We start from the raw sequence: 26,377 nt of genomic DNA on the forward strand, positions 1-26,377 counted from the left end.
GCCGTCTAGTAGTTTGCCATTTGATCTGATCAGGTAGTCGTCACATGAGCCCAAGAGAGCAAGAGATTCAACGGCGTACCGAACTGTCGGAAACGCGAGTGACCAAGGCGGTGTTCCCGCCGACGACCAACCATCACAACACCTTGTTTGGTGGGACGGCGCTGGCCTGGATGGATGAGGTGTCGTTTATCGCGGCCACACGCTTTTGCCGCTTACCGCTGGTGACGGTGTCGTCAGATCGGATCGACTTTAAGCATGCAATTCCTGCGGGCTCAATCGTCGAGCTGATTGGGCGGGTGATCAAGGTGGGTAACACCAGCCTCAAGGTTGAGGTCGAGGTGTTTGTCGAGAGCATGAGCAGTGATGTTCGTGAGCGAGCAATCACTGGGGTGTTCAGCTTTGTGGCAATTGACGAGCAGAAGAGGCCTGTGCCGGTGCTGGAGCTTTAACTCCATGCGCCGCTAGGCTATTTAGGCAGGTTGATATTCAGTGCGGTGGCGCTGGGTTTGGGCGCCGGTGCAGCAATGAACTCGCTAGCAAGCACCCCCACCAATCCAAAGATTGCTGGGGGTGTGGTTCTCTGTGCGCGGCGGTTAGCGGGCTGCTTCTTGTTCGGCGTCAATCAGTGCGACCAATGTCCAGTCCGGACCTGGCTTGATATCGAGTGGCTGGGTTGCAATATGGATCCAGCCGGTTGGGTCGCATGCGAGCAGGACAATGGCTTTTTCACCGTGCAGATCTTGGTAGGCCTGCCAGTCAAATGCGCTGGTGAGGGTGGTGGTACGCACCTCGGCGCCTTTGCTGAGGCGGCTGGCAAACTGCGGGAAGCTCAGTGCTTGACTGCCCAGGGGGCGACCACGCACCGCGTCGCGGCTGCGGTGTTTATCGCTACGTCGGCTTTCCGTTCCGCTGGGCAGGGTAAAGCGGCGGCTGGCGGCAAAGTCGTGGCGGAAGTGCATGCAGGCCAGTGAGTTCAGTTCGCTTGACGGCGACACGGCCAGCAAGTGGCCAAGGCCGACTAGATCCAGGTGGGCTTCGGCGTGCTGTGAGGTGGGGTTGCCAAAGTAAGTCGGAAGCTTCTTCATGCGCGCCGTGCTGATGTTTTCCCAGCTGGAGTCGCACAGCAGCACGCGGTTGCCGAGGTCTTGCAGGGCTGTACCGAGTGCGCGGGCTACCGGATTGGCGCCGACGATCAGAAAACCGCTTGGCGCCGGCTCTGCCACTTTCAGCAGCTTGGCCAGCGGGCGCGCCGTGGCACTCTGCAGCACAACCGTGCCGATGATCACGGCAAAGGTCAGTGGTACCAGCAGTTCGGCACCTTCGTAGCCCAGCTCGCCGAGGCGGATGGCGAAAATGGCCGATACGGCCGCAGCGACAATGCCGCGTGGCGAAATCCAGGCCAGCAGTGCGCGTTCGCGCCAGTTAAGGCTGGAGCCGAAGGTGGATAGCGCGACGTTGAGCGGGCGGGCGACAAACTGAATGATAACCAAGAGTACCAAGACCGCCGGCCCGAGGGCGAGCAGGGCGTTCAGGTCGAGTCGCGCGGCAAGCAGAATGAATAGACCGGAAATCAGCAGAACGCTGAGGTTCTCCTTGAAGTGCAGGATATGCCGCACGTCGACGCCCTTCATGTTGGCCAACCACATGCCCATCAAGGTCACGGCGAGCAGGCCAGATTCATGCATGACTTCGTTGGAGGCAATGAACGCGCCCAGCACCATCGCTAATACTGCGAGGTTGTGCAGGTAGTCCGGCAGCCATTGGCGCTTTAATACAATACCGAGTGACCAGCCAGCGGCAATCCCGAACAGGCTGCCACAGGCAATGACCCCGGCGAAGGTGGCCAGGCCGTTGTCCCAGCCGTTACCGTCGCTGCTGGAGATAATAAAGCTATACACCACAACCGCGAGCAGCGCGCCAATCGGGTCGATAACGATGCCTTCCCAGCGCAGAATGTTGGCAACCGATGCCTTGGGGCGTACCACGCGCAGCATCGGCACGATCACTGTCGGCCCGGTGACCAGCGTCAGGGTGCCAAGCAGCAAGGCCATCTCCCAGCTAAAGCCCAGCAGATAGTGGGTACTGACAGCGATCACCGCCCAGGTCGCCAGTGCGCCGATCGTCACCATGCGCCGGACCACGCTGCCAATCTCGCGCCACTCGGATAAATGCAGGGTCAGGCTGCCTTCGAACAGGATCAGGGCGACGGCCATCGACACCAGAGGGAATAACAGGTCGCCGAACAGGGCTTGTGGATCAAGCCAGCCCAAAATGGGCCCGGCAAGGATGCCGGCGATCAGCAGAAATAGGATGGCGGGTAACCGTAGGCGCCACGCCAGCCACTGGCAGGCGAGGGCGCTGGCACCGATGGCGGCGAAGGCCAGCAGAATATGTTGTTCGTTCATCAAGGGTCCTTGCGAATGGATACCTGGCCCTGCGTGGCCAAGGTGTGGAAGACTAACCTGCTTTCCACTGCCGCCATAGTTCCGCATGCCTGCCATCGACCACCCCTTGATTGATCGTTTTGTTGAAACCCTGTGGTTGGAGAAGGGGTTGTCGGCGCATACGCGCGCGGCTTACCGCAGTGACCTGGGGTTGTTTAATGGCTGGTTGCAGGCGCGCAATGTGCAGTTGGCGGACGCCGGGCGTGAGCTGATTCTGGATCATCTGGCCTGGCGTTTGAGTGAGGGCTACAAGGCGCGCTCCACCGCGCGCCTGCTGTCGGGGTTGCGCGGCTTTTATCGTTTTCTGTTGCGCGAGCAGCTGGTCGAGCGCGATCCAACGCTGCAAATCGACTTGCCGCAGCTGGGCCGGCCTTTACCCAAGTCGCTGTCGGAGGTCGATGTTGAGGCCTTGCTGGCCGCTCCCGAGCTGGACGATCCCATCGGTCTGCGCGATCGCGCCATGCTTGAAGTGCTGTATGCCTGCGGCCTGCGCGTCAGTGAACTGATTGGCTTGACCTTGGAGCAGGTTAACCTGCGTCAGGGTGTGCTGCGGGTGTTCGGCAAGGGCAGCAAAGAGCGTTTGGTGCCTCTGGGTGAGGAGGCGATTGCCTGGATTGAGCGCTACAGCAAGGAGGCGCGGCCGTTTCTACTGGATGGCAAGCCCAGTGACGTGCTGTTTCCCAGTATGCGTGGCGAGCAAATGACGCGGCAGACGTTCTGGCACCGCATCAAGCACCAGGCCAGGGTGGCGGGGATTGCCAAGAGCCTGTCGCCACATACCTTGCGCCATGCCTTTGCCACGCATTTGCTCAATCACGGCGCGGATTTGCGCGTGGTGCAGATGCTTTTGGGGCATAGCGATCTGTCGACCACGCAAATTTATACCCATGTTGCCCGTGCGCGCCTGCAGGAGCTGCATGCGCAGCACCATCCACGTGGCTGAGCGCGCCGTCTGGCCTGCTGTGGTCGGTCTCTGTGGGCTTCTATGATAGGCTGCGCGTATCCCTCGTTAGATCGTTTTTCGCCAGGAGTTTGTATGCGTTTTAACCGCATTGTTGTTGCGTTGGCCCTGGGGCTGATCAGTGGCGTGGGCGTTGCTGCCGACGCCGACCAGGCCATTCGCAATACCCTCAAGGCTATCGATCCGGACCTGCCGATTGAGGCCATTGCTGAAAGCCCCATGCCTGGCGTTTATCAGGTCGAGCTGGCCGGTGGCCGGCAACTGTATACCAGCGCCGATGGGCAGTTTCTGCTGCAGGGCTACCTGTTTCAGATCAAGGACGGTAAGCCGGTGAACCTGACTGAGGCGGCGGAGAGCCGTGGCGTGGCCAAGCTAATGGAGGCCATTCCCGCCTCGGAAATGGTGGTGTTCGCGCCTAAGCAGCCGAAAACTCATATCACCGTCTTCACCGACACTGACTGTGGCTATTGCCAGAAGCTGCACAGCGAAGTGCCTGAGCTGAATCGTCTGGGGGTCGAGGTGCGTTACCTGGCATTCCCACGACAGGGCCTGGACAGTGTCGCCGCCAAGGAACTGGCTAATGTCTGGTGCGCCAAGGACCAGAAGGACGCCATGAACCGTGCGAAAAGCCGTCAGAGCGTGGCGGATGCACAGTGCGATAGCCCGGTTGCCAAGCAATACGCCCTGGGGCAGATGATTGGGGTCAGCGGCACACCGGCCATTGTCTTGGCCAACGGCAAGATCATTCCGGGCTACCAGCCGGCACCGCAGTTGGCGAAAATCGCCCTAGAGTCCAAGTGATCCGAGTTTTACAGCAGATTGACTAATAAACAGCCGCTTCGTATGGTGCGGCTCTTTTCTACGACCGGGCCTGTTCCGGTCGTTTTACGCATGCAGATGGGGAGTTCAGTGTGAAACCGGTGAAAGTAGGCATCTGTGGGCTAGGTACCGTCGGTGGCGGTACGTTGAATGTACTCAAGCGCAATGCCGAGGAAATTACCCGGCGCGCAGGGCGCGGTATTGAAGTCGCGCAAATCGCCATTCGCTCGCCTAAGCCGCAGTACGATACGACCGGTATTAGCATGACCAGCGATGTTTTCGAGCTGGTGAACAACCCTGAGATCGATATCGTTATCGAGCTGATTGGCGGCTACACCCTGGCCAAGGAGCTGGTGCTCAAGGCCATCGACAACGGTAAGCATGTGGTCACCGCCAACAAGGCGCTGATCGCCGTGCATGGCAATGAGATCTTCGCCCGTGCCCGCGAGAAGGGCGTGATCGTCGCCTTCGAAGCCGCCGTAGCTGGCGGTATTCCGGTGATCAAGGCGATCCGTGAAGGCCTGTCGGCCAACCATATCAACTGGCTGGCGGGGATCATCAACGGTACCGGCAACTTTATCCTCAGTGAAATGCGCGAGAAGGGTCGCGCCTTCCCTGACGTACTGGCCGAAGCGCAGGCGTTGGGTTATGCCGAAGCCGATCCGACCTTCGACGTCGAAGGCATTGATGCGGCGCACAAGCTGACCATCTTGGCGTCCATCGCTTTCGGCATTCCGCTGCAGTTCGACAAGGCCTACACCGAAGGCATCACCCAGCTGACCACCGCGGATGTGAACTACGCCGAAGCGCTGGGTTACCGCATCAAGCACCTGGGTGTGGCGCGCCGCACCGAGGCTGGTATTGAGTTGCGCGTGCACCCAACGCTGATCCCGGCGGATCGTCTGATCGCCAACGTCAACGGGGTGATGAATGCGGTGATGGTCAACGGCGACGCTGCCGGCAGCACGCTGTATTACGGTGCCGGCGCTGGTATGGAACCGACCGCTTCGTCGGTGATCGCCGATCTGGTTGACGTGGTCCGTGCGCTGACGAGCGACCCAACCAACCGTGTGCCGCACCTGGCCTTCCAGCCAGACTCGCTGTCCGACCACCCGATTCTGCCGATTGAGGCCAGCGAGAGCGCTTACTACCTGCGCATTCAGGCCAAGGATCATCCGGGCGTGTTGGCCCAGGTGGCGAGCATTCTGTCGGCGCGCGGGATCAACATCGAGTCGATCATGCAGAAGGAAGTGGAGGAGCAGGACGGCCTGGTGCCGATGATTCTGGTCACCCACCGCGTGGTCGAAGCGCAGATCAACGAGGCGATCAGTGCCCTTGAGGCGCTGGACGATGTGGTCGGCAGTGTCGTGCGTATCCGCGTCGAGCAGTTGAGCTAATTCGCCTCTGGCCGCAGCTGCAGCCCGCAGCGGCGGCTCTTAAAGATTCAACCGAAGGTTTGCCCCTATGCGCTATATCAGTACCCGTGGCCAGGCACCGGCCCTGAATTTCGAAGACGTGTTGCTGGCTGGTCTGGCCAGTGATGGCGGTCTGTATGTGCCGGAAAACCTGCCGCGCTTCACCCAGGAAGAAATCGCCTCCTGGGCCGGCTTGCCGTATCACGAGCTGGCCTTCCGGGTGATGCGCCCGTTTGTCACCGGCAGCATTCCGGATGCCGACTTCAAGAAAATCCTTGAAGAGACCTACGGTGTGTTCGCCCACAACGCCGTCGCCCCGCTGCGTCAGCTGAATGGCAACGAGTGGGTGCTGGAGCTGTTCCACGGCCCGACCCTGGCCTTTAAGGACTTCGCCCTGCAGCTGCTCGGTCGTCTGCTCGACTACGTGCTGGCCAAGCGCAACGAGCGTGTGGTGATCATGGGTGCCACCAGTGGCGACACCGGCTCGGCCGCCATCGAAGGCTGCAAGGCCTGCGATAACGTTGACATCTTCATCATGCACCCGCACAACCGCGTGTCCGAAGTGCAGCGCCGGCAGATGACCACCATCTTCGGTGACAACATCCATAACATCGCCATCGAAGGCAACTTCGATGACTGCCAGGAGATGGTCAAGGACAGCTTCGCTGACCAGAGCTTCCTCAAGGGCACCCGTCTGGTCGCGGTCAACTCGATCAACTGGGCGCGGATCATGGCCCAGATCGTCTACTACTTCCACGCGGCCCTGCAGCTGGGTGGCCCGGCGCGCTCCATCGCCTTCTCGGTACCGACCGGCAACTTCGGCGATATCTTCGCCGGCTACCTGGCGCGCAACATGGGCCTGCCGATCAGCCAGCTGATCGTCGCCACCAACCGCAACGACATCCTGCACCGCTTTATGAGCGGTAATCAGTACGCCAAAGACGCCCTGCACCCAACCTTGTCGCCGTCCATGGACATCATGGTCTCGTCGAACTTTGAGCGCTTGCTGTTCGACCTGCACGGTCGCAATGGCGCGGCCGTGGCCGAGCTGATGGCCAGCTTCAAGCAGACTGGTGCCTTCAGCGTGGCGGATGATCGTTGGACCGAGGCGCGCAAGCTGTTTGATTCCTTGGCGGTAAACGACGAAGAAACCTGCGCCACCATCGCCGCGGTGTATGCCGAGTGCGGCGAGCTGCTCGACCCGCATACCGCGATCGGGGTTAAGGCCGCACGCGATTGTCGCCGCAGCCTGGCCACGCCGATGGTCATTCTTGGCACCGCCCACCCGGTGAAGTTTCCGGAAGCGGTGGAGAAGGCCGGCATTGGTGCCGCCCCGGCGTTGCCGCCGCACTTGGCCGACCTGTTCGAGCGCGATGAGCGTTGCACCGTGCTGGCCAATGACCTGAAAGCGGTCCAGAGCTTCGTCGCGCAACACGGCAATCGCGGCAAGCCGCTGTAAGCCTGGCGTTGCTTGAAAAAGCCGGCTCCCTTAAAGGCGCCGGCTTTTTTATGCGCTTTAGATTATCGGACGACTGCCGAGGCGCAGGGTGTGCTGGATGCGCAGTGGGCTGAATAGCTGGCGCGCCCGGTAATGGCCATAGTGCACGGTATTAATATTGAGCTGGCGCGGGCTGGGTTCTCTCAGCTCATTCAGTCGCTGCCGAATCAGTGCGGCGTCAACGCTGCGTCGATACAGGCCCAGGGTAATGTGAGCGTGATAGGGGCTTTGGCGCACTTCTTCGGCATGTTCGCCAAGGCATTCGCGCCAGGCCAGTAGCTGGCCGGATGGGTCGTTGACCGGGAGAAACGCCGCGCTGGCAAAGCTATCCGGTTGGCCAATCGACAGGCTCAAGGCTTGCCGAGGTTGCCGGCCAAACGCCTTGAGTTGCCGTTGTAACTGCTGCTTGCTGAAGTCGTCGTCACGCCGCTGCACGCCACTGGTAAAACCGCAGACAAACAGGGTGATATGCGCCTGACGCCGACCTGGCGGATGCAGCACGTCCGCCAGCTGCTGCTGAATATTGGCGATGCGGACGAGCAGGGTGGGGCATTGCACGGGCAGTACCCACACGCCATAGCGGCTGCGGCCCAGATGCCACTCGGGGTAATCACGCAGCTCGGTGATCAGGTTGTGCGCCGGGCCGTTGCACGGGTCGGAGAACAGCACGAGGTCAAATGGCGCCGAGGGTTTTTAATTCGGCGATCTGCGTGTCGCTGTAACCGAGGGCATTGAGTACCGCCTGGTTATGCTCGCCCAGCTGCGGGCCGACCCACTCCACGCCGCCGGGGGTTTCCGACAGTTTGGGCACGATGCCAGGCATCTTGAAGGCTTTGCCGTCGGGCAGTTTGGCCGATAGGAGCATCTCGCGGGCGAGAAATTGCGGGTCGTGAAACATGTCCTCGGCGCTGAAGATCCTGCTGGCCGGCACCTCGGCCTGGTTCAAGGTCGCCAGCACCTGCTCCAGCGGCAGTGCGCCGACCCAGCGGTCGATTACCCCATACAGCTCATCGCGGCGCGCATCACGACCGTCATTGCTGGCCAGGTCTGGTGCCTCGGCGAGATCGTTGCGGCCGATGGCCTGCATAAAGCGTTTGAAGATCGCATCGCCGTTGGCGCCGATCTGCACGTGCTTGCCGTCGCTGCTGGTGTGGATCGAGGAGGGCGTGATGCCGGGCATGATGTTACCGCTGCGCTCGCGGATAAAGCCGAACACGTCGAACTCCGGGATCATCGACTCCATCATGGCGAAGATCGCCTCATACAGCGCCACATCGACCACCTGGCCCTGGCCGCCATTTACTTCGCGATGGCGCAGCGCCATCAGCGCACCGATCACGCCCCATAGCGCGGCAATCGAATCGCCGATGCTGATGCCGGTGCGCACCGGTGGGCGATCTTCAAAGCCGGTGATGTAACGCAGGCCGCCCATGGACTCGCCCACCGCGCCGAAACCGGGCTGATCCTTCATCGGCCCGCTCTGGCCGAACCCGGACAGGCGCACCATCACCAGCTTGGGGTTGAGTGCGTGTAGCGCGTCCCAGCCCAGGCCGAGTTTCTCCAGCACCCCGGGGCGGAAATTCTCGATGAGGATGTCGGCCTCGCTGAGCAGCTTTTTCAGCACCTCGCGGCCGGCCTCATGCTTGAGGTTGAGGGTGATCGATTGCTTGTTACGCGCCTGCACAAACCACCACAGGGAGGTGCCCTCATACAGCTTGCGCCACTTGCGCAGCGGGTCGCCGCCATCCGGTGATTCGACCTTGATTACTTCGGCACCGAATTCGGCGCAGATGCGTGAGGCAAACGGGCCGGCGATCAGGGTGCCAAGTTCGATGACTTTCAGGCCAGCTAAGGGTTTGTTCGGGCTCATGGCGGTTCCAGGGCGAAGAAGCATGGCTAAGCCTATGCGATTGGGTGGCTGCAGGGGAAATATGCACAGGGTATGTCGAGGGCGGCTTCTCGCTGGCCATGACCAGCATGTCTCGCTAAGGTCAATGACAGTCCTGCTGCAGTAGTAGGCCGTTGTACCAGCGAGTAAGGAGTGGGCATGGCATTGCGCAACGCGGTCCAGTTGATCACCTATCCAGATCGTTTGGGTGGCAACCTCAGTAGCCTCTACGCGTTACTGGATCGGCACCTGGCCGATGCAGTCGGTGGCGTGCATTTATTGCCCATGTACCCCTCGAACGCCGACGGTGGATTCTCGCCCTTAACCCATATGCAGGTCGACCCGCGCTACGGTGACTGGGCGGATGTCGAGCGCATCTCGGCCCGTTTCGATTTGTGCGTCGATCTGGTGATCAGCCACATTGCCGATGAGTCGCCAGAGTTTCTCGATTTTGTTGCCCATGGCCAGGACTCGGCCTACGCCGAGCTGTTTGTGCAGGTCGATACGCTGGGTGAAATCAGCCTGGAAGACCTGGGCAAGATCCATATCCGCAAAGAGAAAGAGCCGTTTCGCGATGTGCAGCTGGCCAATGGTCAGACATGCCGGGTGTGGTGCACCTTTACCGAGCGGCAGATTGACCTCAACTACGACTCCCCGCTGACTTATCAGCTGATGGAGCAGTACATGGCCTTTCTCGCCGCGCGCGGGGTCAAGCTGTTCCGCCTCGATGCGTTTGGTTACACCACCAAGAAAATTGGCAGCAGCTGCTTTCTGGTCGAACCGGACGTGTACCGCATCCTCGACTGGTTTCGCGAGACCGGCGAGAAGTACGGTGCCGAGATGCTGCCCGAGGTGCACGACCACATCAGCTACCAATACGCCATCTCGCGCCGACACATGCGGCCCTATGCGTTCGCCCTGCCGCCACTGGTGCTGCATGCGTTTCTCGCTGGCAGCAGCCGGTACCTGAAGCAGTGGCTGCGCATGTGCCCGCGCAACCAGATCACCGTGCTCGATACCCACGACGGCATCTGCATTCCGGATGTGGAAAGCATGCTGCCGGAAGCGGAAATTCGTTTTCTCGTCGATGAAGTCTCGACCCGTAGTGCCGACCCGATCATGCGTCGTTCGGCGGTCAGTGCGCACAGCGTGGGGGCGATTTATCAGCTCACCTGCACCTTTTACGAAGCGTTGCTGCGCAATGACGAAGCCTACATCGCCGCGCGTGCCATCCAGTTTTTCACCCCGGGGATTCCACAGGTTTACTACGTCGGCTTGCTCGCCGGCTGTAATGATTTTGAGCTGTGTGCCGCGACCGGTGAGGCGCGTGATGTCAATCGGCGCTATTACAGTGTGGACGAGGCCGAGGTGGCGCTGCAGCAGCCGCTGGTGCAGCGGCTGTTAACGCTGATGCGCCTGCGCAATAGCCACCCGGCATTTGCTGGGCGTTTTGAATTGAACCAGTCCAGCGAAAGCAGCGTGGCCATGGCCTGGCGGCATGGCGAGCATTATTGCCGGCTGTATGTTGACCTGAGCACCTGCCAGGCAATTATCGATTACCGCGACCCTGAGAGTGGCTGCGAGCAGCAAATACGTTGTTGAGTCGTCTTGCTGGTTAGGTGAGCGCTGGCTTGTTACGCGACGGCCAAACCATCGCCAGGATGTGCCCTAAGGAAGTCTGCGCAGCGGGCCGCCGCTATGGGCTCACTCGACCTTGAGCGTTTGCGCGCCGAGCTTCGCTCAAATGCGTGACACAAATAAACCCGCGATCAAGCTGCCCAGCCAGGTCAGGTTTAATCCAGCAAGTGCTTGAGTGCGCATGCTGGCGTTGCCTACAAAGCTCGGCATCAGCCTAGGTCGTCGCGCTGTAGTTGTAGGGTGATAGGCCTTTATCACTTTTTGTACTATCCGGCGCGGCGGTTTTTGCTCACCAAGAGCATGCAGGCACATTGCTATACTGCCGCCTAAATGTGCCCGGCCGGATGCCGTGAGTGAGCTTATGATTCTGGATATACCCACCCTGTTGGTGGCCAATACGTTAGTGATGGGCCTGTGCGGCGGCTTGCTTATCTCTACGTGGTGGCGTGGCCGGGTTGAGCGCACGCTGTTGTGGATGGGCAGCTCACTGTTAATAACTGCCGCCGGCATTGTAGTGACCGCCTTGCGCGGGGTGGGCATCGATACACTCTCGATTGTCTTGGGCAACGCTTTGGTGTTGCTGGCAGTGGCCATGTACTGGGCCGGGATGTGCGCATTTGTCGGTCGCCGAGTGCCTTTAGTGCTGCTGTTGGCAGGCGCATCGCTGTGGTGTTTGCTTGGTCTGTGGCCCGTGTTCCTTCAGTCAACGTCCCTGCGTTTGGCGCTGTTCTGCGGCCTAGTGGTGCTGTACATGGTGGCCACGCTGTTTGAACTATTGCGTATGCCACGCAAGCAAGGTCTATCGATTGTGCCGGCAACACTCTTGCTCGGTAGCCACTGCGGGTTTTATCTCATGCGCCTGTTGGCCGACTCCGGCTCGCCGCTCAATAACGGCAGTAGTGCGTTTTTTGGCTGGGTGTTGATTGAAAGCATGCTTTATTCGGTGGGGGCCGGCTTTATTGCCCTGTCGCTGGTGAAAGAGCGTGCTGAGGTGCATTACCGTGCAGCCTCATTAACCGATCCGTTAACCGGCATCGGCAACCGCCGCGCCTTTACCCATTCAGTTGAAAACTTGCTCAAGAGCATTGCCGAACAGCCCAGACCGCTGGCGCTGCTGGTGTGTGACTTGGACAACTTTAAGCAAATTAACGATCGGCTGGGTCACCCCGTAGGCGATTGGGTGATCCAATGCTTTGCCCAGGCTTTGCGCGACAGCCTAAAACCGCATGACATATTTGGACGCATTGGCGGTGAAGAGTTCGCGTGTCTGCTGGAGACTGATCGGGATGGGGCTGTGGCCGTTGCTGAGGCGATTCGGCTGGCGTTCAAGCAGCGTGTTCAGGCGCAAGGCGCCATGAGCGCCAGTATTGGCATTGCCTGTGCGAGTTCGGCGCGTTTGGATATATCACGGCTCTTATCGCTGGCCGATGGTGCGCTGTATCAAGCCAAAAATAACGGTCGGGATCGCGTGGTGGTGGCTGATCTGTATGCGCACAATGACGTCAAGAAAACGGTACAGGTGCGGCGTTTCCGTTAGACTGTCGGCCACTTTTTCTAGCGACGACCTGTGTTATGGCTCTGCAAGCAACCACCTACAAAATCGAGCTGAACCTCACCGACATGGACCGCAGCGTCTATGAAAGCCTGCGCTTCACCGTGGCCAAGCACCCTTCGGAAACTGAAACGCGCTTGGCCGCGCGCTTGATCGGCTATGCCTTGTTCTATCACGAGCACTTGGCGTTTGGTCGTGGCTTGTCCGATGTAGACGAGCCGGCATTGTGGGAAAAAAGCCTGGATGACCGCGTGCTGCACTGGATCGAAGTCGGCCAGCCGGACAGCGAACGCATGACCTGGTGCTCGCGGCGTACCGAAAAATTCAGCTTGGTGGCTTACGGCAACCTGCGCGTATGGCAGACCAAAGAGCTGGACCCGGTGCGCACCCTGAAAAACATCAACGTAGTAGCGCTGGATCAGGACGCATTGGCCAATCTGGCCTTGGATATGCCGCGTTCCTTGAACTGGAGCGTGATGATCAGCGACGGCGAACTGTTCGTCACCGATGAGCGCGGTCAGCATGAGCTGCCGATCGAGTGGCTGATTGGCGAACGCTAAATCTTGCCTTGGTAGGATGGGTTGAGCGCAGCGATACCCATCAAGTTCCGCTAATGATGGGTATCGCAGGCTCAACCCATCCTACGGCTCCGCGGCCAAGGCCGCGCCTATGTATGCCCTGCCTTAGTCTGTACCGGAACCCTGATGCGTATCGAAGCCCGCCCGTTACCCGCCACGCTGCCCGATCTGGGCGCTCTGCCGCCGCTGTTGACCCGTTTGTATGCCGCCCGTGGCGTGCAATCGGCGGCTGAGCTGGATAAAGGCTTGGCGCGGCTGATTCCTTATCAGCAGCTCAAGGGCATGGATGCGGCCGTCGATTTGCTGGTGCAGGGGCTCGAGCAGGGCCAGCGTATGTTGATCGTCGGTGACTTCGATGCTGACGGCGCGACCGCCAGTACGGTCGGCGTGCTGGGTTTGCGCATGCTCGGCGCGGCGCATGTCGATTACCTGGTGCCCAACCGTTTTGAATACGGTTATGGCCTCACCCCGGAGATCGTCGCGGTGGCGCTGGAGCGTCAGCCGCAGCTGTTGATCACCGTGGATAACGGCATCTCAAGCGTTGAAGGCGTGGCGGCGGCCAAAGCCGCTGGCTTGACTGTGCTGGTCACCGACCACCACTTGCCCGGTGCCGAGTTGCCGGCGGCGGATGCCATCGTCAATCCCAACCAGCCGGGCTGCGAGTTCCCCAGCAAGGCGCTGGCTGGGGTTGGCGTGATGTTCTACGTGCTACTGGCCCTGCGCGCGCGCTTGCGTGATATGGGCTGGTTCACCGCGCAGCGGCCCGAGCCGAATTTGGGCGAGCTGCTGGATCTGGTAGCCCTGGGCAGCGTTGCCGACGTGGTGCCGCTGGACGCCAATAATCGTATTTTGGTGCATCAGGGCCTGGCGCGGATTCGTGCTGGCCGAGCGCGCGCGGGTTTGCGCGCGATTCTCGAAGTGGCCGGGCGCGACCATCGGCGCATCACCTCCACCGACCTCGGCTTTATCCTTGGCCCCCGGCTGAATGCGGCGGGGCGCCTGGATGACATGGCGTTGGGCATCGAATGCCTGCTCTGTGAAGACGAAGCCCTGGCCCGCGACATGGCCGTGCAGCTGGATCAACTCAATCAGGATCGCAAGGCGATTGAGCAGGGCATGCAGCGCGAGGCCCTGGCGCAGCTCAAGGACTTGCCGCTGGAAGACATGCCCTTCGGCCTGTGCCTGTTCGAGGCCGATTGGCATCAAGGGGTGATCGGTATCCTCGCCTCACGCATGAAAGAGCGCTATCACCGCCCGACCATCGCCTTTGCCGATGCCGGCGATGGCGTGCTCAAAGGTTCGGCGCGTTCGGTGCCGGGCTTCCATATCCGTGATGCGCTGGATGCGGTGGCTGCTAAGCATCCGCAATTGATCAGCAAGTTTGGTGGGCATGCCATGGCTGCCGGCTTGTCCCTGCCAGCGGCCAACTTCGCCGATTTTGCCGCCGCCTTCGATGCCGAAGTGCGTCGCCAGCTGTGTGAGGATGACCTCACCGGGCGCTTGTTGTCCGATGGTGCCTTGTCCATTGAAGAGTTCCATTTGCCGCTGGCCAAGGAGTTGCGCAATGCCGGGCCGTGGGGCCAGCACTTTCCCGAGCCGCTGTTCCATGGCGTGTTCCAGCTGGTGCAGCAGCGCGTGGTCGGCGAGCGGCACCTCAAGGTGGTGCTGAAAAGCGAATGCGGCAGCGTGCAGCTGGATGGCATTGCTTTTGGCGTGGATCGTGAGATCTGGCCAAACCCCACCGTGCGCTGGGTTGAGCTGGCCTACAAGCTGGATGTGAATGAGTTTCGTGGGCAGGAGTCTGTGCAGCTGCTGATCGCCCATATCAGCCCGCGCTGAGCAGCGCCTAACTCTGTGGTGAGGGTGCGGCCGAGCCATCGGCCAGCGCCCGCTCGCTTAGCTCACTCCAGCGCGTGAGAAACTGCGCTGGCTGGCTGACCCGTTGCGGCGTTTTGGCGAGAAATACGCCGTGGCTGTTGAAGGAATACACCGGCAGCAGATCGCTACGCTCGCTGGCCGGAAGAATGTGCGGATTAAGGTTGTCGAGGATCAGCGGCTGTTCGCTGGAGCTGGGGTAATACGCCAGCACCATATGCGCCTGGTTCTGCGTAAGCGCTTTGACGAAGGTCAGGCGTAGTCTCTCGCTGGGCACACCCATGCGCACCAGGCTGAAGTATTTGGCGATGGCGAAATCTTCACAGTCACCTTGGCTGCGGCTGAGGGTCTGTGCCGGCGTGGCCCAGTAATCCTCCTCTCCCCACGCCTGCTGATCACTGACAAAGCTCACCGCACGGTTGATGAACTGGTTGACCCGCTCCAGCTGGGCACGTTCGTCGTCATCGGCGGAGTTGTCGACCAGGCTGTGCCAGCTCACCAGACGTGCGTCGTGCAAAGCTGTTGAGAACCCGCTGTTGTGGCTTGCCGGCGTCTCAGCCAGCAGTGCGGGACTGAACAGCCAGCAACTGGCGACTAGGCTGCGCAGTAAGGGGCGGGCGAGGCGGGTGACGCGTAACTGCATGATGCAAGGTCTCCGGCGTTGGCGATTGCTAGCCTTTTGCCGTTACAGAGTGTTGTGTCTGTCATCCTTGCCGGACACCCTAAGGGCTGTCGTGCCATCCTACTGACGTCAAATATAGATCAGTCAGTGGTGAAGCGTGATTCTGACCACTGTTTCCCCCGTTTTGTGCCGGCTAACCGACGAGTGGCCGCTTTTTTCTAAGATTGACGCCTGCTAGCAATCTTTCGAAGCATTCTGGGTTGGGTGGCGGGAAACCTCGCTCTCTAGAATCAGTCCATGTACCTGCACCGTATTTTTAGGGAGAGCGCGTGATGATTACCCGTGGGCTACTTGATCAGTTGTTGAAATCCGGCCAAGACCTCTTGCAACAGAAATCCGCCGGCGGCTCTGCTGGTGGCTCAGGCGGCCTGGCGGGCAGTTTGGGCGGTTTGCTTGGTGCTGCTGGCAAAGGTGGCCAGAGTGGTGATTTGGCCACTTTGCTCAAAGGTGCCGGGGGTGGCGCGCTGGCGGCTGGGGCCTTGGGGCTGCTATTGGGCAACAAAAGTGCACGCAAAATGGGTGGCAAGGCGCTTACCTACGGCGGCCTGGCTGCGCTCGGTGTCGTGGCCTACAAGGCCTATGGCAACTGGCAGGCGCAGCAGGCCAATGCGCCGCAAGGCGAGCCACAAACCCTCGATCGTCTGCCCGCGCCAGAGGCCGAGCTGCATAGTCAGGCGGTGCTCAAGGCGCTGGTGGCTGCGGCGAAAGCCGATGGCCATGTCGATGCCCGCGAGCGGCAATTGCTCGAAGGTGAGTTGCTCAAACTAACCGGTGATGCCGAACTGCAGCATTGGCTGCAGGCTGAGCTCAACAAGCCACTGGACCCCGCTGAAATCGCCCGCGCCGCCAGCAGCCCGGAAATGGCCGCAGAGATGTATGTGGCCAGTGTGTTGATGGTCGATGAAGAGCACTTTATGGAGCGCGCCTACCTCGAAGAGTTGGCCCGCCAGCTCAAGTTGGACCCCGCCCTCAAGGTCGAGCTTGAGGCACAGGTGCGCCAGGAGCTGTTGGCCGGTTAAGCGTGCAGCGCCCGTTGGCTGAGGCGGCTTGAGCGGCATGCGCGAGCTGGCCGACCTGTTACGGCGCTTGCCGGTTGAATAAACCTCAGTTGGCCGTCGGCGACGCAGACCTTAGGTTGAGCCTCATGGTCTCTGCGCACTCTGGAATTTCAGTGCTTGCCGCTGAGTGAGGCAAACTCTAGAGTCGCACCATTTCTACGCGCGATCAGCATATGGCTGGCCGGGTGCGTTTAACCGATTGGGGAATATTGTGAAGAATTGGACTGTCCGGCAACGCATCATCGCGAGCTTTTCGGTTGTGGTGGTAATTCTTTTATTGCTTTCCGCCACGGCTTATTACCGCTTGGCCACGGTTGAACAGGCGGCCATTAATGTGCGCACATCGGCGGCGCCGGGTATGGAGTTTGCCGGGTTGACGCGGTTGGCCTGGGCTGACCATCTGTTGGAGAGCCAGCGCCTGCTGATGGCCAGTCAGGATGATGAAACCAGGCAGCACGCGGGCGCTGATGCGAGCAAGGCCTTTGCCGAGTTGACTCAGCGTCTGGATAAAAACTGGAGGGCCTACCAAGCGACCATCAGCACTGAGCCGGAACGACTTGATGCGCAAAATTTCTTGGTCAAGCGTGATCAGTATCTGGCGCTGCATGCGCAATTACTTGAGTTGGTTGCCGCTGGCCGCGATGCCGAGGCTTCCCAACTGACCCGTGAACAACTGACCCCCGCCTGGCTGGAGGCGCGTGCGGCTCTGACTCAACTGTTTGAGCTGAACCGGCAATATGCCGAGCGCGCGGTGCAGCAGATTGTCACTGACGTTGAGCTGACCAAGCTGAGCTTGGTGCTGGCAATTTTGATTGTCCTCGGCGTGGCAGCTTTGAGCTCGGTGAGCCTGCAGCGAGCGATTAGCCGGCCCATTGATGCGGTGGTAGAGACCTTCAAATTGCTCGGCTCGGGTGATCTTTCCGCGCGCCTTGATATGGGCCGGCGCGATGAGTTCAATGCCATCGAGCAAGGCTTCAATAGCATGGCTGGGGAGCTGAAGACGCTGGTGGCCCAGGCGCAGCGGTCGGCGGTGCAGATGACCACGTCGATCACCGAAATCGCAGCGACCTCTCGGCAGCAGCAAGCCACCGCCACCGAAACCGCCGCCACGACGACGGAAATTGGCGCAACCTCGCGTGAAATCGCCGCCACTTCACGCGACCTGGTGCGCACCATGAGTGAAGTGTCTGGCACCGCTGAACACACCTCGGTGCTCGCCGGCTCCGGCCAGCTGGGCCTGGCCCGCATGGAAGATGTCATGCGTCACGTGGTGGGCGCCGCCGATGTGGTGAATGCCAAGCTGGCGATCCTTAATGAGAAAGCCGGCAACATCAATCATGTGGTGACCACCATCGTCAAAGTGGCGGATCAAACCAACTTGTTGTCCCTGAACGCCGCCATTGAGGCCGAGAAAGCTGGCGAGTACGGTCGCGGCTTTGCCGTTGTCGCCACTCAGGTACGACGGTTGGCCGACCAGACCGCTGTCGCCACCTACGACATCGAGCAGATGGTGCGCGAGATTCAGTCGGCGGTGTCGGCGGGGGTCATGGGCATGGATAAATTCTCCGAAGAGGTGCGCCGCGGTAATAGCGAGATGACCCAGGTCGGTGATCAACTGTCGCAGATCATTCATCAGGTGCAGGCCTTGGCGCCCCGCGTACAGATGATGGACGAGGGGATGCAAGCCCAGGCGACGGGTGCCGAGCAGATTAACCAGGCACTGGTGCAGCTCAGCGAAGCCAGTGGGCAGACAGTCGACTCGCTGCGCCAGGCGGGCGCGGCGATTGATGAGCTGAACCAGGTGGCCGGTAGCCTGCGCAGCGGCGTCAGCCGATTCAAGGTCTGAGCATGGACAGCCCGAGTGCCGGTCAGGCGTCTCTCAGTCGCGAGGCGGGCGGGCTTTATTTGCTGTTTAGCTTGGATCAGGACCGCTATGCGCTGGATGTGCATGAGATCGCGGAAGTGCTGCCGTTGCGCCGCCTGAAGGCCTTTCCGCAAGCCCCGGCGTGGGTCGCCGGGGGCTTTGAGTACCGTGGGGCATTGGTACCGGTGATTGATCTGCTGGTGCGTGCCTGTGGCCGGCCCGCCGCTGCACTGGCCAGTACCCGCTTGGTGCTGGTGCATTACCGTCCGGCCAACCGCGTGCTTGGCCTGATTCTGGAAAAAGCCACCGACACCCTGCGCCTGCCGGCCAGTGCCTTCCGTGATTCGGGGCTGGGCGCCGGTGAGGCGCATTATCTGGGCGGTGTACAGCAATCCCCTCAAGGGCTGCTGCAGCGCATCGAGGTCGCCGGGTTGCTGCCTGCGGATGTCTGCGCGCTGCTGTTCCCGGACGCGGGCGTCGCCTCGTGATTGCTCAGGTGGAGCGCTTGCTGAAGCAGCTGATCGGCCTGGAGGCAGAGTCGGTTGGGCGGTTGGTGATCGAACGGGCAATTCGCCAGCGTATGCAGGCTCAGAGCGTTTCAGTGGATGCCGATTACTGGTTGCACTTAGAGCGCTCAAAGACCGAGCAACAGGCGCTGGTCGAGGCGGTTGTGGTGCCGGAGACCTGGTTTTTCCGCTACCCGGAATCGTTTGTCGCATTGGTCGACTTGGCGCTTAAACGCAAGGCCGCGCTGGCTGGCAGCCGTCCGCTGCGCGTGCTCAGCCTGCCGTGCTCCAGTGGTGAGGAGCCGTATTCGATTGTCATGGCCCTGCTGGATGCCGGCTTCGCCCCGGCGGCGTTTCAGGTCGAGGCGCTGGACGTCAGCGCCAAGGTAGTCGAGTTGGCGCGCCTGGGGCACTACGGGCGCAATTCCTTTCGCGGTCAGGGTTTAGCTTTTCGCGAGCGTTACTTCGACGCCACTGACAACGGCTTTCAGTTGCAGTCGCGGGTGCGCGAGCGGGTCAAGCTGCGCTGTGGCAACTTGATGGATAGCCACGTGCTGGGCGGCGAAGCCCCCTTCGATTTTATTTTCTGCCGCAACCTGCTGATTTACTTTGATCGGCCCACGCAGCATGCAGTGCTTGATGGGCTGCAGCGCTTGCTGCACGCCGATGGCACCTTCTTTGTCGGGCCTGCCGAGGCCAGCTTGCTCACCCAGCGCGGTATGCACGCGCTGGGTGCGCCGCTGACCTTTGCCTTCCGCCGTGAGCTGGCGGCACCTGCCTTGAAAGCGGCGCCGCGCGTGATCGCGCCTGCGCCGATTCGTCCGCCCCGACCTGCGCCTGCACCTCGTGTGCTGCCTGCTCGCTTCGCCGCACCCGCCGCACCGCTCGACGAAGCGGCCAGTGCGCTGGGCAGGATTGCTCAGCTGGCAGATGCCGGCCGCAGTGCCGAGGCTCTCCAAGGCTGTGAGCGTTATCTGCTGGCGCACGGTCCCAGCGCCGAGGCGTTTTACTGGATGGGCCTGCTCAATGACATGGCGGGCCTGGACGACGTTGCCCAGGGTTACTACCGCAAAGCGCTCTACCTTGAACCTGAACATGTTGAGAGCCTGGTGCACTTGGCCGCTCTGCTGGGTGCGCGGGGTGACCATGACGGTGCCAAGCGTCTGCAGCAGCGGGCCAACCGGGCGAGCCCTTCTGGAGTGAAGCGCGATGAGCGATAACGTGATACTGACGGAGAGCGCCGCAGGTATCGATGATTGCTGGAACCGTATTGGCGTTCGGGGCGATAAGAGCTGTGAGCGCTTGCCCGAACACGTGCACTGCCGCAATTGTGAGGTGCACGCCGCTGCCGCTCTCCGCCTGCTTGAGCGTTATGCGGCAGAGCAAGACGATGTTGAGCAAGTCGTAGACGAGCCGCTTGTCGAGCGTTGTTCGCTGCTGCTGTTCCGGGTTGCCGATGAATGGCTGGCCCTGGCAACGCGCGGCCTGGTCGAGGTGGTGGCGCAGATGCCGATTCACGCCTTACCCCACCAGCGCTCACGCAGCCTGTTGGGCGTGAGCAATGTGCGTGGCACGCTGGTGGCCTGCCTATCACTTGGCGAACTCCTGGGTATTCCGCCAGGCGCGGCACCGGCTTCGGCTCAGCGGGTGATTGCGCGCATGCTGATCTTGGCCGGACAAGGCGGGCCGGTGGTAGTGCCGGTCGATGAAGTGGAGGGCATTCATGCGATTGCGTTGCACAGTGTGCGACCTGCTGTGCGTGACGGCAGCCTGGCGGTCAGTCAGTTTGCCAGCGGTGTATTCCAGTGGCAGGGGCGCAGCATTACCCTGCTTGATGATGAGCTGTTGCAGCAGGCCATGAGCAGGAGTTTCGCATGACGCCCGATCAGATGAGGGATGTCTCGTTGCTGGAACTCTACCGCATGGAGGCGGATGCCCAGGCCCAGGTGCTGGATGCCGGCTTATTGGTGCTGGAGCGTGAGCCCAACCATGCGGGGCAGCTGGAAGCCTGTATGCGTGCGGCGCATTCGCTCAAAGGCGCGGCGCGTATCGTCGGTTTGGATGACGGCGTGAAGGTCGCCCACGCCATGGAGGACCTGCTGGTGGCCGCGCAGGAAGGCCTGCTGCGCTTGCTGCCTGAGCACATCGACGGGTTGCTGCAGGGCACCGATCTATTACGCCGGGTTGGCGCGCAGGCTATTGCCGATGCCCCGCCGGCCGAGCGGATTGAGCAACTGGTGGCCTTGCTGGAGCAGCAACTGGCAATTGCGGTGCCTGCGCTGGGGCGTGCGACTGCCGCAGCGCCGGTAGTGCAGGAGCCAGCCGCCACCGCGCCGGTTGCTGCGCCAGAGCCTGCAGAAGAGCTGCTTGAAGATGGCCGTGGGCGCGTACTTAGAGTTTCGGCTGAGCGACTTGATCACTTATTGGACATGTCAGGGAAAGCGCTGGTCGAGTTTCAGCGGATCCAACCGCTGACCGACTCGTTGCAACGGCTCAAGCGCCAGCAGTCAGCGCTACGGCGGACCTTGGATAGCGTGCGCGATTTAACCCTAAGCAGCGACCTAGAGCCTCAGGCGCAAGCATTGCTGGAGGAAACCAGGGCGCAATTGGCCGAGTGCCAGCAGTTGCTGCAGGTGCATTCCGATGCCTTTGAAGAGTTTGCTTGGGAGGGTGGCCTGCGTAGCCGCTCTCTCTACGATGCCGCACTGGCTTCGCGTATGCGCCCGCTGGCCGATGGTCTGGTCGGGCGCGCGCGGATGGTGCGTGATCTGGGCCGCTCTCTCGGAAAACAGGTGCGACTGGATATTGAAGGGGAGGCTACGCAAGTTGACCGCGATGTACTTGAGCGCCTGGACGCGCCGTTGACTCACCTGCTGCGTAATGCGGTTGACCACGGCATCGAACCGACCGAGTTGCGTCTTCGCAAGGGTAAGCCCGAGGAAGGGCGACTGCTGCTGCGCGCGCGTCACCGTGCCGGCATGCTGGTGCTGGAACTCAGCGATGACGGTGCCGGGATCGACGTCGAGCGCCTGCGCGAGGTGGTGGTTGCGCGCCAGTTTGCCAGCGCGGAGACGGCCACCCGGCTGAGCGAAGACGAGCTGTTGGCCTTTCTGTTCTTGCCGGGCTTTAGCCTGCGTGAGCAGGTCACCGAGGTGTCCGGGCGAGGGGTGGGGCTCGATGCGGTGCAACACGAGTTGCGCCAGTTACGCGGCAGCGTGCGCCTAGAGCATCGTCGCGGAGAGGGCAGTACCTTCATCCTGCAAGTGCCGCTGACGCTTTCAGTGGTGCGTAGCCTGGTGGTGGAAGTTGCCGGTGAAGCCTACGCCTTCCCCTTGGCGCATATCGAACACATGTTGCGGGTGAGCGCAGAGGATGTGGTGCAGCTAGAAGGCCGTCAGCACTTCTGGCACGGCGATCGGCATGTCAGCCTGATTTCTGCTAGCCAGTTATTGCAACGTCCCGAGGGGCGTACTGAAGACGCCGGCATTCCACTGGTGTTGATCCGCGAGCGCGAACACCTTTACGGCATTGCCGTGGAGCGCTTTATTGGCGAGCGCACCTTGGTGGTCATGCCACTTGATGCCCGGCTAGGAAAAATTCGCGATGTGGCAGCCGGCGCCTTGCTGGATGACGGCTCGCCGGTGCTGATTCTGGATGTTGAAGACTTATTCAGCTCAATTGCCAAACTCTTGGGCAGCGGCCATCTGGAGCGGGTTGATCGACGCAGCCAGGGCGTTCAGCAGGCCGCCCGTAAGCGCGTGTTGGTGGTCGATGACTCCCTGACGGTGCGTGAGCTTGAGCGCAAGCTGTTGCTCAGTCGTGGCTACGAGGTCGCGGTCGCCGTGGACGGTATGGATGGCTGGAATGCGCTGCGTGACGAACACTTCGACTTGCTGATTACTGATATCGACATGCCGCGCATGGACGGTATCGAGTTGGTGACGTTACTGCGCCGTGATAGCCGTCTGCGCACGTTGCCGGTGATGGTGGTGTCTTATAAGGATCGCGAGGAAGACCGTCGCCGTGGGCTGGATGCCGGCGCGGATTACTACCTGGCCAAGGCCAGCTTTCATGATGAAGCGCTGCTTGATGCGGTGCAGATATTAATAGGCGAGGCACAGGGATGAGAATCGGAATAGTCAACGATATGCCGCTGGCAGTGGAGGCGTTGCGTCGCACGTTGGCGCGCGCCCCCGAGCATCAGGTGGTCTGGGTGGCGGGCAGTGGCGTGGAGGCTGTGCAGCGCTGTGCTGAAGACACCCCGGACCTGCTGTTGATGGACTTGCTGATGCCTGAAATGGATGGCGTGGAAGCCACCCGCCAGATTATGGCCCAGACCCCTTGCGCCATCTTGATCGTCACCTCGGATGTCGAACGGCATGTTAGCCGTGTGTTCGAGGCCATGGGGCATGGCGCGCTGGATGTCGTCGCGACGCCGGCGCTGGGCGAAGCGCAGTTGCCGGATGCCGCCACACTGTTGCGCAAGATTCATAATTTGGACCTGCTGCTGGGGCAAAAAAATGTCCGCAAAGCCCCCGAGCCGATCCCGCGTGAGAGTAGCAGTTGCCGCCAGCGGCTGGTGGTTATTGGTGCATCGGCGGGTGGCCCGGCGTCCTTAGTCGAGCTGCTCAAGCAATTGCCGCCTGGGTTCCCCGCCGCCATTGTGCTGGTGCAGCACGTGGACGAAACCTTCGCTGCCGGCATGGCGCAATGGTTGGCCAGCGAGTCACCGCTGCCGGTACGTTTGGCCCGCATCGGCGATGTGCCGCAACCCGGCAGCGTGTTGCTGGCTGGCACTAATGATCACCTGATCATGCAGCGTAATGGCCAGCTGACCTACAGCGCCGAGCCCAGCACGCATATTTATCGGCCGTCGATCGATGTTTTTTTTGACAGCGTGGTGGCTAACTGGAAGGGCGACTCGATAGGCGTATTGCTCACGGGCATGGGCCGCGATGGTGCTCAGGGGTTACTGAACATGCGCCAGGGTGGCTTTCTGACCATTGCTCAGGATCAGGCCAGTTGTGCGGTGTATGGCATGCCCAAAGCGGCTGCGCAGCTTGACGCTGCAGTGGAAATATTACCGTTGGCCGAGATTGGCCGGCGTCTCGTGACGCTGTTTGATTAACAGCTGGAGAGGGTTAAGTGGTGTCGGATGTTGCAGGATTTATGACAGTTAAGGGCAATACGCCTGGAGTAAGTGGTATGCGTAGTGATCCTCAGTTTTACGGTGCTCAGGAGGGTGCATCGGTATCGGCTCCGTTGATGGTCTTACTGGTCGATGACCAAGCGATGATTGGTGAGGCTGTGCGCAGGGCCTTGGCGACTGAGGCGAATATTTCTTTTCATTTCTGCTCTGATCCTCTGCAGGCCGTCAGCCTGGCAGAACAGATCAAGCCAACGGTTATCCTGCAAGACTTGGTCATGCCAGGCATGGACGGTCTTGAATTGCTGGCCGAGTACCGCAGCCGCAGCACCCTGCAAGATGTGCCGATTATCGTGCTGTCGACCAAGGAAGACCCCAAGGTCAAGAGCGCGGCATTCTCCCGCGGGGCCAACGACTATTTGGTCAAGCTGCCCGATGTGATTGAGCTGGTGGCGCGCATTCGTTACCACTCACGCTCTTATTTGGCCTTGCAGCAGCGCGATGAAGCTTTTCGTGCGTTGCGTGAGAGCCAGCAGCAATTGCTCGAGGCCAATCTGGTGTTGCAACGCTTGATGAGGTCTGACGGGCTCACGGGCCTGGCTAACCGTCGGCATTTCGATGACTGCCTGAACAGTGAGTGGGCGCGCGCGCTGCGTGAGCAAAGCGAGTTGTCGCTGCTGATGATTGATGTCGATTACTTCAAGGCCTTCAATGATCGCTTTGGCCATGTCGAGGGTGATGAGGCCTTGCGCCAGGTGGCCACCTGCCTGAGTGACATGTGCAACCGCTCTTCGGACCTGGCGGCGCGGTATGGCGGTGAGGAATTCGTCATGATTCTGCCGGGCACTTCGCGTGGCGGCGCGCGCTTACTGGCAGAGAAGGTCCGGCTTTGTGTGCAGGCTTTGGCGATTCCCCATGAGCAGCCGACCCAGGACTCCACCGTCAGCATCAGCCTGGGCGTTGCCACGCTCACCCCGCGGAGCGATATGGCCCCTACCGACCTGGTCGAACTGGCCGACCGTGGCTTGTACCTGGCCAAGCAGAATGGGCGTAACCAAGTGGGCGTTGCCGAGCCGGATAAGGTGCGCCGGCCTGAGGTTGGCTGAGGCTATCCGGCTGGACGGCATTCGTCGTGGGCTGCCAGCAGCGCGTTGACTGGGGTATACTCGCCGGCTTTTCTAAAACTTCGGGGCCACGGTCAGGTTGCCGTGTCCGCTCAGTAGCCATCAGGCGTGCTGGCCGGACCGCACAAGGCCGCTGTACACCTCAATCGCCTGCGAGTGCTGAACGCCATGGAAATCAACCCGATCCTCAACAGCATCAAGGACCTGTCCGAGCGCACCCAAACCATTCGGGGGTATCTTTGACTACGATCACAAACATGATCGTCTGGTCGAAGTAAACCGCGAGCTCGAAGACCCTAACGTCTGGAATAACCCCGAATACGCGCAGAACCTGGGCCGCGAGCGTGCCGCACTGGCATTGATCGTCGACACCCTGGATGACCTGCACGGTAGCCTGGGCGACTCGCGTGACCTGCTGGAAATGGCCGCCGAAGAAGACGACCAAGCCGCTGCCGATGATGTGGCTGCCGAAGTCGAGCGCTTGCGCGACATCCTCGAAAAACTCGAATTCCGCCGTATGTTCCGTGGCGAGATGGACCCCAACAACGCCTACCTGGATATCCAGGCCGGCTCCGGCGGTACCGAGGCTCAGGACTGGGCCAACATCCTGCTGCGCATGTACCTGCGCTGGGCCGACAAGCGCGGCTTCGATGCGACCATCATGGAACTGTCCGCTGGCGAAGTCGCCGGGATCAAGGGCGCAACCCTGCACATCAAGGGCGAGTACGCCTATGGCTGGCTGCGCACCGAGATTGGCGTACACCGCCTGGTACGCAAGAGCCCGTTTGACTCCGGCAACCGTCGCCACACCTCGTTTACCGCGGTGTTCGTCTCGCCGGAAATCGATGACAACATTGAAATCGACATCAACCCGGCGGATCTGCGCACCGACACCTACCGCTCCTCGGGCGCGGGCGGTCAGCACGTAAACACCACCGACTCGGCGGTGCGTATCACCCACGTACCGACCAATACGGTGGTCAGCTGCCAGAACGAACGCTCCCAGCACGCCAACCGCGATACCGCGATGAAAATGTTGCGGGCCAAGTTGTACGAGCTGGAAATGCAGAAACGCCGCGAAGCCTCCCAGGCGCTGGAAGACACCAAGTCGGATATCGGCTGGGGGCACCAGATTCGCTCCTATGTACTCGATGCCTCGCGGATCAAGGATCTGCGTACCAACATCGAGCGCAGTGACTGCGACAAAGTGCTCGACGGCGATATCGACGAATACCTGGTGGCGAGCCTGAAGCAAGGGCTCTAACCGCCGCGTGATGGTTTTAGGCCAGTTGGGGTGTGCCACGCGCTGCCCAACCACCCGCCGGGCCT

General features: G+C 60.9%; 22 protein-coding genes. 18 read left to right on the plus strand and 4 right to left on the minus strand.

Annotated elements, in window-relative coordinates:
- Positions 1-44: 44 nt before the first annotated feature.
- Positions 45-449, plus strand: a complete 405-nt coding sequence (locus Q0V31_RS10675; RefSeq protein WP_298187642.1) for an acyl-CoA thioesterase — start codon at positions 45-47, stop codon at positions 447-449.
- 144 nt (positions 450-593) lie between these two features.
- On the opposite strand, the gene Q0V31_RS10680 is transcribed toward Q0V31_RS10675, so the two are convergent.
- Positions 594-2,405, minus strand: coding sequence for a sodium:proton antiporter (locus tag Q0V31_RS10680; RefSeq protein ID WP_298187643.1), 1,812 nt, complete (start codon positions 2,403-2,405; stop codon positions 594-596).
- A gap of 85 nt (positions 2,406-2,490) precedes the next feature.
- Between Q0V31_RS10680 and xerD the strand changes: the two genes are divergently transcribed.
- The 4 genes from xerD to thrC all read left to right on the plus strand — a co-directional run bounded on the left by xerD (position 2,491) and on the right by thrC (position 7,098).
- Complete coding sequence (gene xerD, locus Q0V31_RS10685; RefSeq protein WP_298187644.1) at positions 2,491-3,387, plus strand: site-specific tyrosine recombinase XerD; 897 nt, start codon at positions 2,491-2,493, stop codon at positions 3,385-3,387.
- A gap of 93 nt (positions 3,388-3,480) precedes the next feature.
- On the plus strand, positions 3,481-4,206 hold the full coding sequence (locus Q0V31_RS10690; protein ID WP_298187645.1) for a thioredoxin fold domain-containing protein: 726 nt from the start codon (positions 3,481-3,483) through the stop codon (positions 4,204-4,206).
- Positions 4,207-4,316: 110 nt separating this feature from the next.
- A complete protein-coding gene (locus Q0V31_RS10695; RefSeq protein ID WP_298187646.1) occupies positions 4,317-5,621 on the plus strand; it encodes a homoserine dehydrogenase in 1,305 nt (434 codons plus the stop codon).
- A 67-nt stretch (positions 5,622-5,688) separates the two neighbouring features.
- The gene (gene thrC / locus Q0V31_RS10700) at positions 5,689-7,098 is read left to right on the plus strand and encodes a threonine synthase (RefSeq protein WP_298187647.1); all 1,410 of its coding nucleotides are present in this window, start codon (positions 5,689-5,691) and stop codon (positions 7,096-7,098) included.
- A gap of 57 nt (positions 7,099-7,155) precedes the next feature.
- Here thrC and Q0V31_RS10705 read toward each other — a convergent pair whose 3' ends face one another.
- Together Q0V31_RS10705 and Q0V31_RS10710 are read right to left on the minus strand one after the other, a co-directional pair.
- Entirely contained in the window at positions 7,156-7,806 is a 651-nt protein-coding gene (locus Q0V31_RS10705) for a 2'-5' RNA ligase family protein (RefSeq protein ID WP_298187648.1), read from the minus strand.
- A gap of 4 nt (positions 7,807-7,810) precedes the next feature.
- A complete protein-coding gene (locus Q0V31_RS10710; RefSeq protein ID WP_298187649.1) occupies positions 7,811-9,007 on the minus strand; it encodes a CaiB/BaiF CoA-transferase family protein in 1,197 nt (398 codons plus the stop codon).
- A gap of 177 nt (positions 9,008-9,184) precedes the next feature.
- Here Q0V31_RS10710 and gtfA point away from each other — a divergent pair, with 177 nt between their 5' ends.
- The 4 genes from gtfA to recJ all read left to right on the plus strand — a co-directional run bounded on the left by gtfA (position 9,185) and on the right by recJ (position 14,632).
- Positions 9,185-10,627: a sucrose phosphorylase gene (gtfA, locus tag Q0V31_RS10715; protein WP_298187650.1), complete on the plus strand. Its 1,443-nt coding sequence runs from the start codon at positions 9,185-9,187 to the stop codon at positions 10,625-10,627.
- A gap of 385 nt (positions 10,628-11,012) precedes the next feature.
- Entirely contained in the window at positions 11,013-12,200 is a 1,188-nt protein-coding gene (locus Q0V31_RS10720) for a GGDEF domain-containing protein (RefSeq protein ID WP_298187651.1), read from the plus strand.
- 35 nt (positions 12,201-12,235) lie between these two features.
- Positions 12,236-12,775, plus strand: coding sequence for a YaeQ family protein (locus Q0V31_RS10725; RefSeq protein WP_298187652.1), 540 nt, complete (start codon positions 12,236-12,238; stop codon positions 12,773-12,775).
- Positions 12,776-12,919: 144 nt separating this feature from the next.
- Positions 12,920-14,632, plus strand: coding sequence for a single-stranded-DNA-specific exonuclease RecJ (gene recJ / locus Q0V31_RS10730; RefSeq protein ID WP_298187653.1), 1,713 nt, complete (start codon positions 12,920-12,922; stop codon positions 14,630-14,632).
- Positions 14,633-14,639: 7 nt separating this feature from the next.
- On the opposite strand, the gene Q0V31_RS10735 is transcribed toward recJ, so the two are convergent.
- Positions 14,640-15,311, minus strand: coding sequence for a transglutaminase-like cysteine peptidase (locus tag Q0V31_RS10735; RefSeq protein ID WP_298187654.1), 672 nt, complete (start codon positions 15,309-15,311; stop codon positions 14,640-14,642).
- A gap of 311 nt (positions 15,312-15,622) precedes the next feature.
- Here Q0V31_RS10735 and Q0V31_RS10740 point away from each other — a divergent pair, with 311 nt between their 5' ends.
- From Q0V31_RS10740 to prfB, 9 genes are all read left to right on the plus strand, one after another.
- Positions 15,623-16,369 (plus strand): tellurite resistance TerB family protein, encoded by a 747-nt coding sequence (locus Q0V31_RS10740; protein ID WP_298191038.1) that lies wholly within the window; start codon positions 15,623-15,625, stop codon positions 16,367-16,369.
- A 250-nt stretch (positions 16,370-16,619) separates the two neighbouring features.
- Complete coding sequence (locus Q0V31_RS10745; RefSeq protein WP_298187655.1) at positions 16,620-18,254, plus strand: methyl-accepting chemotaxis protein; 1,635 nt, start codon at positions 16,620-16,622, stop codon at positions 18,252-18,254.
- Positions 18,255-18,256: 2 nt separating this feature from the next.
- Positions 18,257-18,760 (plus strand): chemotaxis protein CheW, encoded by a 504-nt coding sequence (locus Q0V31_RS10750; RefSeq protein WP_298187656.1) that lies wholly within the window; start codon positions 18,257-18,259, stop codon positions 18,758-18,760.
- Positions 18,757-19,998 (plus strand): CheR family methyltransferase, encoded by a 1,242-nt coding sequence (locus Q0V31_RS10755; RefSeq protein WP_298187657.1) that lies wholly within the window; start codon positions 18,757-18,759, stop codon positions 19,996-19,998. The genes Q0V31_RS10750 and Q0V31_RS10755 overlap by 4 nt, the downstream gene beginning before the upstream one ends.
- Positions 19,988-20,656, plus strand: coding sequence for a chemotaxis protein CheW (locus Q0V31_RS10760; protein ID WP_298187658.1), 669 nt, complete (start codon positions 19,988-19,990; stop codon positions 20,654-20,656). The genes Q0V31_RS10755 and Q0V31_RS10760 overlap by 11 nt, the downstream gene beginning before the upstream one ends.
- Positions 20,653-22,905 (plus strand): hybrid sensor histidine kinase/response regulator, encoded by a 2,253-nt coding sequence (locus Q0V31_RS10765; RefSeq protein WP_298187659.1) that lies wholly within the window; start codon positions 20,653-20,655, stop codon positions 22,903-22,905. The genes Q0V31_RS10760 and Q0V31_RS10765 overlap by 4 nt, the downstream gene beginning before the upstream one ends.
- Complete coding sequence (locus Q0V31_RS10770) at positions 22,902-23,906, plus strand: chemotaxis response regulator protein-glutamate methylesterase (RefSeq protein ID WP_298187660.1); 1,005 nt, start codon at positions 22,902-22,904, stop codon at positions 23,904-23,906. Before Q0V31_RS10765 ends, Q0V31_RS10770 begins: the two co-directional genes overlap by 4 nt.
- Before the next feature lie 77 nt (positions 23,907-23,983).
- The gene (locus Q0V31_RS10775; RefSeq protein WP_298187661.1) at positions 23,984-25,030 is read left to right on the plus strand and encodes a diguanylate cyclase; all 1,047 of its coding nucleotides are present in this window, start codon (positions 23,984-23,986) and stop codon (positions 25,028-25,030) included.
- 186 nt (positions 25,031-25,216) lie between these two features.
- Positions 25,217-26,312 (plus strand): peptide chain release factor 2 gene (gene prfB / locus Q0V31_RS10780; protein ID WP_298191041.1). Its coding sequence is split into 2 segments (ribosomal slippage): positions 25,217-25,288 and positions 25,290-26,312, totalling 1,095 coding nucleotides; the frame shifts between segments, so codons are not numbered across the junction.
- Positions 26,313-26,377: the final 65 nt, after the last annotated feature.

Origin of the sequence: uncultured Pseudomonas sp. (assembly GCF_943846705.1) — a bacterium.
In the GTDB taxonomy this organism is placed as follows: domain Bacteria; phylum Pseudomonadota; class Gammaproteobacteria; order Pseudomonadales; family Pseudomonadaceae; genus Aquipseudomonas.